This is a genomic window from Aeromonas sp. HMWF015 (assembly GCF_963878965.1).
In the GTDB taxonomy this organism is placed as follows: Bacteria; Pseudomonadota; Gammaproteobacteria; order Enterobacterales; family Aeromonadaceae; genus Aeromonas; species Aeromonas veronii.
The window spans coordinates 1-10,117 of record NZ_CAWNZT010000361.1 but is presented as its reverse complement, the minus strand read 5'-3'; the positions used below and the strand labels follow the sequence as shown (position 1 = coordinate 10,117).

Here is a 10,117-nt window from a genome sequence, read left to right as displayed (position 1 = left end):
CTGCTGGCGAGCCGGTCAATCTGGAGCGGGTCTCGCTGTTTGCGGACGGGGTGGCGGTCAAGCGCATCGGCGAGGAGACCTTCCGCCTGTGCAACCAGTATCTGGACGAGGTGGTGACCGTTTCCAACGATCAGATCTGCGCCGCACTGAAAGACATCTTCGACGACTGCCGCGCCATTGCCGAGCCGTCGGGTGCCCTGTCGCTGGCGGGCCTCAAGGCCTACAGCGAGCGGGAGCAGGTCAGGGGTGGCCGGATGGCGGCCATTCTCTCCGGCGCCAACGTCAACTTCCACAGCCTGCGCTACGTGTCGGAGCGCTGCGAGATCGGCGAGAAGCGCGAGGGCATGCTGGCGGTGACCATCCCCGAGCGCAAAGGGGCCTTCCTCGACTTCTGCCGTCAGCTCGGTCCCCGCATGGTGACCGAGTTCAACTATCGCTACGCCGATGCCGAGCAGGCGTCGCTGTTCGTCTCGGTGCGCCTCACCGGCGGTGACGAGGAGCTGGGTCAGATCATCGATCAGCTCGGCGGGAACGGCTATCCGGTGGTCAACATGACCGAGAGCGAGCTGGCCAAGAATCACGTGCGCTACATGATTGGTGGCCGCCCGGCCCGGCCCCTCGGCGAACGGCTCTACAGTTTCAAGTTTCCGGAGCAGCCGGGTGCCCTGATGCGCTTCCTCGAGACCTTGGGCTGTCGCTGGAACATCAGCCTGTTCCACTACCGCAACCACGGTGCCGACTACGGCCGGGTGCTATGCGCCTTCGAGCTGCCGGACGAGGATGTAGCAGCCTTCCATGACTACCTGCACGAAATTGGCTACGGCTGGAAAGAGGTGAGCGACGACCCCGCCTACCGGCTGTTTCTGGCTAGTTGAGCAAGGGGGCTGCAACAACTCACCGGGAGGGAGGCGTTATGCCCACCTTGTTTTTAAATTGAGCAATAAATATTGCCTTCATCAAAAAAATCAAGCGTCATGAAATGACGCTTGATTGCAGATAATGCCTCTAGCAAGAGTTAGGAATTTCAATCTTTTCGCTTAGAGGTCATTATGTTGCAGTTGCTGGATAATCGTGTTGTATTTCCCGTTTCCTCTATTTTCCCCAAAGGGGCCTCTTTTCATATCGATCAGATGCCGCAACTTCTCAATACATTCAATCACTCTGTCGATACTGAAACAGCAAAACAGAGAGTCTCTCTCTGGATAGAGAGTGGCTTCAAGGCAGAGATGATGGAGCCATTATTGCACGCTGTCATTGTGACCTTTGGGGGCGGCTATCGGATCTGGGGCCGTAGCTCGACACACTTCATCGATAACCAGCGCGATTATAATCTGATACTTAAACAAGCTTATGTATTAGCCAGTCGACTAGATTTTGGTTGTTTGAAAGAGATAAAAAAAATCAAAGGTATTGGCGATACTTATGCAACCAAGTTCGTCCGATTCTTTAATGATAACTTTCCTGTGCTCGATTCCCGTATCCGCGAAGCGGGTGACTATGGCTGTAGTGATGAGCAATACAAGCACTATCATCATTTTTGCACCATCTTGGCTAGAGCTACATCTATGAGTTTAGCTGATGTTGAATCGTGCATTTTTTGTTTTATTCAAGTCAGTACAAGCAATAAAAAAATTTGGACTCAACATCATCAACTAAAACGAGAGTTATTTGTTCAGTGACATTGACCTGTATTGGCATACTTGTAGAAAGATGACATCAATATGTCAAGTAGCACTGATACACAAACGCCAGTTCCGATTTTCTACATACTACATAAAAATGAAAAACATTCCCCAAAGGAATATTAAATGCATGAGTTATTAAAAGAAAGTGATAATGGTGTTGCACTCTATGATGCTTTCTCTCATTATATAAATACACTAATGGAAAATGACCTGTGGAAGTCAGGAAGTGTAACCAATAAAAGGGTTTTTTGGGAAGATGGCAAGTTGGCAAGAGAGCAAGACAAGGAAAGTTTCAATTCGCCAGGTATATATATATGGGGCGGAGACCATTCCTCTATTTACATAGGTAAAACGACGACAAGCTTCAAGAAGCGATTTGGGCGATACATATGGGGAAGCAAATCCCAGTGTAATTTGGCAAAAAAATATGCCCCACTTCTCCTTGAGTACGGACTCGCCGGCTTTCCCATTGAGATCCGTGACTGGTATCGAAAAAACCATGGAAATAGTCTTGTGAGACTCAATGGTTCTCTGAGATTTGCTCAGGAGGGTATCGATAAAGTTTGGTTCGCCTTGTTACCCGTAAATAACATTGATGAAATTAATTTTCTTGAAAAACAGCTAATAAAAATTGCACAGGAGTGGAATTCAAATAATGAAAGGCAACCACTTATAAACGTAAACTTTAACGCAAGTTAAATTCAAGTGAATATCCTGCTGTACAGATATAGTTATCGCCTGACATCGGCCTCAAACCGATGTTTTGTTTACGCTACTTTAGTGCGCACTTCCTTCGGTATCAATTTCAGACCCTTCTTGAACATGTTGTAGGGGATTTGACCCTCCATCATCATTCTGCTTCGACAGGTGCCGATGGCGCTCCACGGGCAGAGGTGAGGGCTCAGCCTGCTCTATCCCATGGAGCGACTATTTGAGGCTTATGTTGCTCGCCAACTGAGGCGTCAGCTCCCCTCAGGTCTTGGCCTGAAAACTCAATCGAGCGCTGAATATCTTTGCCACTATGGTCAACTGGGTCATGCTGAGGGAGCCATGTTCCAGCTCAAGCCGGATTTGCTGCTTGAAGGGCACGCCAGTCTGCGGGTTATGGATACCAAGTGGAAACGGCTCGAGCAGGATAATCGTCGAGACAAGTTCGGCCTTGGCCAGCAAGATTTTTATCAAATGCTGGCCTATGGGCAGACCTATCAGAAAGGGGTGGGAGATATGCTCCTTATTTACCCCAAATGGCGTGGGCTGAACCGGGTCATTGGACCATTCTTGCTGGCGAATGCGGCCAGGCAGCCTTTGCGGCTTTGGGCCGTACCGTTTGATCTGGATTCCGGGCAGATGCACCTTCCCGATGAGATAAGTTGGTCGTCACAGCGTCCAGTGGCCAGCTAGCTGTGTGCAGAATAATTGGCCAGCCCTTTACGCAGGCTGGCCAGCATGGTGTCGCGCAAGTCGGGCGGAGATATCACCTCGCTGATATCGGCAATAGACATCAGCCACCAGCGCAATTCTTCCGTGTCATTGACGGTGGCATGGATGATGAAATGGTATGAGCCGTCTGGTTCGATGCGCTGGTTTTCACTTAGCCAGCTCTCTTGCAGGTGATACCCCTTGATATAATCAACTCGCAATGCCAGCTCAATGCTGCGATGGCGGGCGAAGGCCAGGTTCCCCTTGGCCAGATAGTCGGTAAGACTAAATCCTGGGGGCGTGGTGACTGGCTTATCAATGATCTCGATCCGGGTTGCTCTATGGAGGGCAAAGTTTCGATATTCCCCGTTATCTACCAGCGTTGCGATGAGATAGAGGGTTGACCCCTTGGTTACCAAGGCAAGAGGATTAACCAGATAATGCTTGGCCGCGTTTGGCGGGCGGGGGGTATATTCGATATCGATAACCCGCTTTTCCAGCAGCGCCTGTTCGACACCTTCCAGTACAAGTGTATTCACTTTGGGTGGACATAACTGAAAACCTGCCGGATGGGAGGCAATGCAGTTGGGCCACATCGCCAGCTTCTCGTGGGAATTGGCGAGCCGCTGCTCCGCTTGGGCAAAGAAATCGGCCAGATTACCTTGTAACTGGCGTGGCAACAGCCCCTGAAGGTGTTGCTTGGCCATACAAAGTGCCAAGGCTGTACTGGGCGTCATATCCAGCCAACCTTTACTGCCTTGTTTGCGTGACCAGCGATACGGACGCACTGTCTCATCGCTGAGGATGCTATGACGGCAGCTCAGGCTCTCCAGATCGCGCTGCACTTTGCGCAGTGTGACATCAAAGCCATCGCGCTCCAGTTTGAGTACGATTTCTGTCGTAGAAATTGATTGGGGTTCGTAAGGCAGATAGCTAAGGATGGCGAAATGGCGTTGGGTTTGGGTATCGGACATGGCAATGGAGTCAGAGCCTATTGAAGAGGGGGCATACTAGCCCCCGGTTTTAGTCTGACTCAAGTGACACGTTGATATTTTCTGAACCAGAGCCAAGTTTGTTGTCAGAACAAGCTGTTGTTAGGTCTGATGTCATTTAACTCTTACGATTCCACCACGATGATCGACCTGAATACGCACCAATTTTCGGCAATTGCGATACTGGCCGACACCGGTACCACTACGTGCTACGGAGGTGGAAACTGTGGTTGTCGTACCACAATGTGGACAGAGGATGGTGTAATGACTCATTGAACTCTCCTGCTAATTTGGTTGCTTTGATGTGGACAACGTTATAAGCGGGAGTTGCGTCATTCAGAGTTGTTGTGGCAAGCGTCACCGGATGACGTCAGTGTGTTATCCAATAACTGCCAGCCGAATAACCCGGAATGTTCCCATGCTGATGTTGATTACCGAGTCGCCGCCAATAGGTGTTGAGCCTGAAGGCATCCTTTATCGCACCCCGGATGAGTTGGCACATACAGATGCCAATACCCCTGTTGCTGTAGTGATTGACCTAGCGTCTCCCTCTCTCGCCTTTTTGGAATGGGTGGCAAACCGCACCAGGATTACTATCTGGTTATCCCCCTCGTTTCTGACCCCGGAACACCAGTCACAGCTACATGCTCCTGGGGTTGATGGGGTGGCTGTTATCAATTGGTTGTCTGGCTGGATGGCACCGGATGATTATTTGCAACCAGGTCAATGTCATGAGGTTCAGACATTATTGCAGTCTCATCGTTATGGTTGGTTGTTGGCGCAGAATGATTTGCCGCGCCATGCCGCGTCTCTGCAAGGAATTGATTACTCACTGAGGATTGCTTCAGAGGAGGAATGCATGGGGATGACGTTAGAGGATTTTGAGAACCAGTATCAGGAACTTAAAGCATTGCTGGCACCCAAGGTGTTACACAATGCCCTGTTTAACTACTTACCGCAGGAAAGTTGCTTATTGCTGTCGAGGCATCCACGTCATGTCTTGCTCTGATAAAGCTAAAAAGCGGCGATTGGCGAGACTATGCAATCTCGGGATTGAATTCTATTACGGGGTCGGGTCGTCATGTGAGCGTAAACAGATCGATAAAAACCACGCTCGCCAATTGTGGCTCGGGGGGCGAGCGAAGGCTGTGCCGATGCCATGAATATGTTGGCGGGTACCAGTGAACACCCGATGGAAGGCCGCCACCGGTATGAGGCCGCTGCGCGGCAGGGAAGCGCAATCGCTATGTGTGCCCTGGGCGATATCCACTCTCTGGCGGGAGAGTGGGAGCAGGCAAACGCCTGTTTTCTGCAGGCAGCACAATCAGGGTCAGATAATGCGATGTATTCTCTGGCTTTCAACATCCAGCATGGGCGGGGGGTCCGTCAGGATGAGAGGTTGGCGATGTATTGGTATCGCCGGGCGGCAACCAGGGGGCATACATGGGCTATCTACTGCCTTGCCAGATTGCTTGAGTCCGGATCGCCGGCAGAGCAGAAGGCATCTCGTGAATGGCTCAAGAAAGGTGTCAGTTTGCGGCACAAGGCGAGTGTCATGTGTTTTGCTTTACTGGAAGCCAAGAAGGGTAAGCGGGGGATTCAATGGTTAGAGATGGCATGTGTGATGCGGCATGTAACGGCAATTTCCTGGCTGGTTCGAGAAGTTGAGCAGGGAAGGCTTGCCCTAAGGGGGGACGTGACTTGCTGCCAGCTACGTACCTTGATTAGCGAGCTGTCATCCTTGCCTGATGACCTGTCGCCTGAAGAGCGATGTTTCTTGCCCTCAGATTATTGGGCCGAGATCACCCCCATGATTGATGAACAGTTGCCAGCTTGGCCGTTGGTACAAAACAGACCACTTTCCATACACCTGCCGCTCTCAAGCTGTTGGATGAAGATATAGTTAGCGACTACCTGCGTGAACTTGGTTGCGTTTGGAAAGAGGTGAACGACGCCCCTGCCTACCGACTGTTCCTGGCTAGTTGATGCTGCGATGAGGAGAGAGGGAGGCGTTGGCCTCCCTCTGTTTTTAGGCTGCAACCGGCCATTTTTGTCTTAGCCATTGAAATCCATGGGCCAGCGCCATCACTAGCAGGGTACCGGGCAGCACCGTTTGCCACAGGAATGCTGGCTCTTGTCCTGTCATCAGGATCAGCAAGGGATTGGCGCCAGCCGGAGGGTGAAGAATATTCAGTCCCTGCATCAGGGCGATGGCCAGCCCGGTTGCCAGAGCCATCTGCACTTCAGCGGGGAGCGGAAGCATGCCGATCACCAGTCCGACGCAGGCCGTCAGCAGGTGTCCACCCAGCACGTTTTTGGGGCGCGCCAGCGGACTATCTGGCAGGGAAAACAGCAACACACAGCTGGCCCCGAAAGGTGCCATGACTAGCGCGACATGCCAGCTCAGATTGAGCCATCCCAATATGCCGATGGTGAGTGCGGCGCCCACACCTGCCCATAATGGGCCATACCATTTTGTCATCATGCTTTCCTCTTGGTTTGCCAGAACTGATTAGGCACATTAGGTAGACAGATCGGTGTACTTCAAGAGGCAAATCATGAGTGAGAAGCGTCAACAACTGGTGGCGACGGCCTACCGTCTGTTCAACCGTCATGGCTTTCATGCCACCGGCATAGATCGCATCTGGGCCGAGGCGGGTAGTACCAAGCGCACCCTCTATCGCCACTTCCCGACCAAGGATGCCTTGATTGAGGAGGTGCTGCTCGCTCGTGACCGGGAGTTCTTCGCCTTGCTTGACCAGCGGCTGGCCGATGTGAGCGGACGTGAAGCTCGCCTGCAGGCGCTGTTTGACGGTTTTGCAGAGTGGTTTGGCCGCTCTGATTTCTATGGCTGCAACTTTATCAACGCCAGCGCCGAGTTTGCCGACCCACGCCATCCGGTGCGCAAGCTGGTGATGGCCCACAAGCAGGCGTTATTGGGCTGGGTGATAAACCAGCTCAACTGTTCTCTGGCACAGGCTACCGAGCTTTGCCTGTTGCTGGAGGGGGCGATCGTGATGGCTCACAGCTATCAGCAGCCACTGGCGCTGGAGCAGGCCAGAATGCTGGCAAAGACCATTTTGACCGACGATACCGCGATAATGCAGGCCGCTTCACACTCCTGAGCTGCTGGTCATTTGAGGCTGCGTTCGGATGGGATACCCTGAATAGCGGAGAGGCCGCCTGACGGCTTCACACAGGGAAAGTGCGCACTCAGGCGCCCATAACGACTTATTGCAGAGGCGAAAATATGAATAAATCCATGCTTGCCGTATTGGTCAGTGGTTTGCTGGCGGCCGGAGCCGTGCAGGCTGCCGCTCAGGACAATACCTGGTATGTCGGTGGCAAGGCAGGTTGGTCCAATTACTATGGCGTTGACCACAACCAGTATGCCGAGTCGATTGCCCAGACGTTGGGTAATACCAGCGAGAACACGGATGATCTGGGTCTGGGCCTGTTCGCCGGTTACCAGCTCAACCCCAACCTGGGTTTCGAGTTGGGTTATGACTGGCTTGGCAAATACGACACCACTTCGGGCACTGGCGCCAATACCCTCAAGACCGAAGCCAAGAGCCAGATGATTCAGGCCACCATGAAGATCAGCTTCCCGGCAACGAACGTGCTCGATCTTTATGGCCGACTGGGCGGTGCCTATGCCTGGACGGATAGCGAGATCAGCTTCGCCAATAGCAGCGAGACCGGCAAAAAGCATGGCGCCGCCTTCGTTGGTGCGCTGGGTGCCGAATATGCCATCGATCGTGACTGGGCCGCCCGTCTGGAGTACCAGTACACCACGCCTCTGGGAGATGCCTCTCTCGATCGCTCCGGTATCGAGATGGATAACGGCCTGATCTCGTTCGGGATGCTCTATCGCTTCGGTCAGCAAGGTGGCGAGGCCGCTGCACCGGCGCCCGCTCCGGCCGCCGAACCGGCACCTGTAGCCGTAGTTGAGCCCAAAACCTTCAGTCTGAGTTCCGATGTGCTGTTCGAGTTCAACAAGGCGACCCTGAAACCGGCTGCCAATCAGGCGCTCGATGCCCTGTTCAGCCAGATTGTGGCGGCCAATCCGAAAGATGGCGTCGCAACTGTCATCGGTTATACCGACCGCATCGGCTCCGACAACTACAACCTGGCCCTCTCCGAGAAGCGGGCCCAGAGCGTGGCCAGCTATCTGGTATCCAAAGGCTTGTATGCCGACAAGGTACGGGTCGAGGGGCGTGGCAAGGCCAATCCGGTCACTGGCAACAGCTGTGCCAGCCGCTCCAAGCAGGAGCTGATTGCCTGTCTGGCACCGGATCGCCGGGTGGAAATCCATCTGGAAGGGGTTTCCCAGCCTGTCCAATAAGCAGAGCGAAGGGAGCAGTAAATGTAAAAACGGGGGGCTTGGCCTCCCGTTTCTTATGGGGTGTTTACGATGTCGAGCCTCAGATCCCGAACAGCGGGCGCAGGCGAATGCCGATCAGGCTGCCAGCCAGGGCCATCAACATCCAGACCCAGCCGTGCAGGCTGCCGGAGGCGGTGCCATCAAAGAAACCGCCGAGGTTGCAAGCGGCGTACATGGCGCCCATCCCCATCAGCAGACCGCCGATGATGGAGGCCAGACTGTTGCCGAGCCGCATCGGGGCGAAGTTGCCGCCCCCGCTCAAACAGCGCGCCAGCATGGCCCCCAGAATACCGAGCCAGAACATGCCGACCATGGGGTTGATAAAGAGCGGCTGGGCCAGTTTCGGGTTCCCCTCGAACAGGCCAAACAGGGAGGCGCTGCGCAGCGCCATGTCATAGACGGCGCCGGTGATGGTCCAGGCCGAGCCGTGCAGAGCGACCACGGACGAGTTGAGCAGGGCGATGATGATGCCGCCGGTCAGCACGGTGAAGCGGCCATCGCGCCAGAACAGGTTGCCGCCGCTGAAGAGGGGCTTGAGTTCGCCGGTACGCTTGAGTTCGCTGTTGCGAAACAGCAGGAACAGCGCAGCGACCAGCGCCAGATTGAGCAGCATGCCGCTCCAGATATTGCCGGTCAGATCCCGGGCCAATACCACATGGCTGGAGAAGGTAGCCTCCAGTTCGGGGCGGAACTGGTTGCTGATGAGGGTGCCGATGCCGTAGCAGATCAGCACCAGCCAGAAGCGGGGTTGCCCCTCGCCGCAGCAGTAAAGAGTGCCGGTGGCACAGACGCCTGCCAGCTGCATGCCGATGCCGAACAGGAAGGCACCGACGATGAAGGGAATGCCGATAGCCATCACGTTACCCACCATGGCATCGCCAAACAGGGCGTGGCTAAAGGAGAGGAAGGTGGTGAACAGCAGAATTTCGATGGCGATGGTTAGCAGGTGAACCCGCACATAGTAACTGTTGCGCTTGGTCAGCATTTCGCGCCAACCGAATACGATGCCGAAGCGACTGAAGGAGAGGGTGAAGCCGAAGCCGAATCCGATCAGGGCCATCAGAGCCCATTTCATACCAAAAGTATTGCCAAGCCAGAGTAACGCTCCCCCCGCGATTACCACGATGGGGAGCGACCATTTTCGAGTCATGTCAGTTGATCCTTGCAGTTGGTTTTTAGAGGGGCGGATCCTATTCCCTCGTGGAGTCCAATGCTACCCATTTAGTCAATGGAGAGAAAAAGGGGGAGCGCTGACTCCCGTCAGCGCCGGGGATCAATGGCGGGTGGTGTCGAGATGGAAGTGGTGAGTCTGCCTGGTCAGGATGCGGGCGTGCTGGGCGACCATGGTCGCCTCTTCGGCGGCGTGGCTGGCGCTCTGGTTGGCCTCGGCCGCCAACCGCGACATCTCCCCGACCTGATGGTGGATCCCTTGTATCAGCCGGGTCTCATCGCTCATCAACTGATCGACCTGAGCGATGCGCTGGTTGATCTCCTCGCAGCTCTGCGCGATCCGGGCGACGCTCTGGCGCGCTGTCATCGTGTGAGTGACCGCCTGTTCGACCCGGGCCAGCTCGGTATCCATCTCGCTGGCGGCGCGCAGACTGACATCCTGGATCTTGCCGATGATGGTGTTGATC

11 protein-coding genes and 1 pseudogene are annotated in these 10,117 nt (G+C 54.4%); 8 read left to right on the top strand and 4 right to left on the bottom strand.

Annotated features, from left to right (window positions below; all coding sequences use genetic code 11):
• The 4 genes from ilvA to AACS18_RS18400 form a co-directional block, all read left to right on the top strand.
• On the top strand, nt 1–875 hold an 875-nt coding region (ilvA, locus tag AACS18_RS18415), incomplete at its 5' end, for a threonine ammonia-lyase, biosynthetic (RefSeq protein WP_108612974.1).
• Between the two features lie 174 nt (nt 876–1,049).
• The gene (locus tag AACS18_RS18410) at nt 1,050–1,679 is read left to right on the top strand and encodes a hypothetical protein (RefSeq protein ID WP_108612973.1); all 630 of its coding nucleotides are present in this window, start codon (nt 1,050–1,052) and stop codon (nt 1,677–1,679) included.
• A 129-nt stretch (nt 1,680–1,808) separates the two neighbouring features.
• Nucleotides 1,809–2,384 carry a hypothetical protein gene (locus AACS18_RS18405; RefSeq protein WP_108612972.1) on the top strand — a complete coding sequence of 192 codons (576 nt, stop codon included), beginning with the start codon at nt 1,809–1,811 and terminating at the stop codon, nt 2,382–2,384.
• 207 nt (nt 2,385–2,591) lie between these two features.
• The gene (locus AACS18_RS18400; protein ID WP_258228768.1) at nt 2,592–3,086 is read left to right on the top strand and encodes an McrC family protein; all 495 of its coding nucleotides are present in this window, start codon (nt 2,592–2,594) and stop codon (nt 3,084–3,086) included.
• Here AACS18_RS18400 and AACS18_RS18395 read toward each other — a convergent pair.
• Complete coding sequence (locus tag AACS18_RS18395) at nt 3,083–4,078, bottom strand: helix-turn-helix transcriptional regulator (RefSeq protein WP_076492660.1); 996 nt, start codon at nt 4,076–4,078, stop codon at nt 3,083–3,085. The two genes, AACS18_RS18400 and AACS18_RS18395, sit on opposite strands and share 4 nt — an antisense overlap.
• A 436-nt stretch (nt 4,079–4,514) precedes the next feature.
• Between AACS18_RS18395 and AACS18_RS18390 the strand changes: the two genes are divergently transcribed.
• On the top strand, nt 4,515–5,105 hold the full coding sequence (locus tag AACS18_RS18390) for a hypothetical protein (RefSeq protein ID WP_108612970.1): 591 nt from the start codon (nt 4,515–4,517) through the stop codon (nt 5,103–5,105).
• 150 nt (nt 5,106–5,255) lie between these two features.
• Nucleotides 5,256–5,999, top strand: coding sequence for a tetratricopeptide repeat protein (locus AACS18_RS18385; protein WP_108612969.1), 744 nt, complete (start codon nt 5,256–5,258; stop codon nt 5,997–5,999).
• A gap of 126 nt (nt 6,000–6,125) precedes the next feature.
• On the opposite strand, the gene AACS18_RS18380 is transcribed toward AACS18_RS18385, so the two are convergent.
• On the bottom strand, nt 6,126–6,578 hold the full coding sequence (locus AACS18_RS18380; protein WP_108612975.1) for an HPP family protein: 453 nt from the start codon (nt 6,576–6,578) through the stop codon (nt 6,126–6,128).
• A 76-nt stretch (nt 6,579–6,654) separates the two neighbouring features.
• Between AACS18_RS18380 and AACS18_RS18375 the strand changes: the two genes are divergently transcribed.
• Together AACS18_RS18375 and ompA are read left to right on the top strand one after the other, a co-directional pair.
• Entirely contained in the window at nt 6,655–7,221 is a 567-nt protein-coding gene (locus AACS18_RS18375) for a TetR/AcrR family transcriptional regulator (RefSeq protein ID WP_005339629.1), read from the top strand.
• A gap of 125 nt (nt 7,222–7,346) precedes the next feature.
• Nucleotides 7,347–8,441 (top strand): porin OmpA, encoded by a 1,095-nt coding sequence (gene ompA / locus AACS18_RS18370; RefSeq protein WP_108612968.1) that lies wholly within the window; start codon nt 7,347–7,349, stop codon nt 8,439–8,441.
• 79 nt (nt 8,442–8,520) lie between these two features.
• Here the strand turns inward: ompA and AACS18_RS18365 are convergent, their stop codons facing one another.
• Together AACS18_RS18365 and AACS18_RS18360 are read right to left on the bottom strand one after the other, a co-directional pair.
• Nucleotides 8,521–9,630 carry a YeeE/YedE thiosulfate transporter family protein gene (locus AACS18_RS18365; protein ID WP_181363323.1) on the bottom strand — a complete coding sequence of 370 codons (1,110 nt, stop codon included), beginning with the start codon at nt 9,628–9,630 and terminating at the stop codon, nt 8,521–8,523.
• A gap of 123 nt (nt 9,631–9,753) precedes the next feature.
• Nucleotides 9,754–10,117 (bottom strand): annotated as a pseudogene (locus AACS18_RS18360) (methyl-accepting chemotaxis protein); the annotation flags it as partial.

Excerpts from the sequence above, each read along its gene's own strand:
- AACS18_RS18410 (WP_108612973.1), top strand. The coding sequence starts at position 1,050 with ATGTTGCAGTTGCTGGATAATCGTGTTGTATTTCCCGTTTCCTCTATT.
- AACS18_RS18385 (WP_108612969.1), top strand. The coding sequence starts at position 5,256 with ATGAATATGTTGGCGGGTACCAGTGAACACCCGATGGAAGGCCGCCAC.
- AACS18_RS18405 (WP_108612972.1), top strand. The coding sequence starts at position 1,809 with ATGCATGAGTTATTAAAAGAAAGTGATAATGGTGTTGCACTCTATGAT.
- AACS18_RS18395 (WP_076492660.1), bottom strand. The coding sequence starts at position 4,078 with ATGTCCGATACCCAAACCCAACGCCATTTCGCCATCCTTAGCTATCTG.
- AACS18_RS18375 (WP_005339629.1), top strand. The coding sequence starts at position 6,655 with ATGAGTGAGAAGCGTCAACAACTGGTGGCGACGGCCTACCGTCTGTTC.
- ompA (WP_108612968.1), top strand. The coding sequence starts at position 7,347 with ATGAATAAATCCATGCTTGCCGTATTGGTCAGTGGTTTGCTGGCGGCC.
- AACS18_RS18365 (WP_181363323.1), bottom strand. The coding sequence starts at position 9,630 with ATGACTCGAAAATGGTCGCTCCCCATCGTGGTAATCGCGGGGGGAGCG.
- AACS18_RS18390 (WP_108612970.1), top strand. The coding sequence starts at position 4,515 with ATGCTGATGTTGATTACCGAGTCGCCGCCAATAGGTGTTGAGCCTGAA.
- AACS18_RS18380 (WP_108612975.1), bottom strand. The coding sequence starts at position 6,578 with ATGACAAAATGGTATGGCCCATTATGGGCAGGTGTGGGCGCCGCACTC.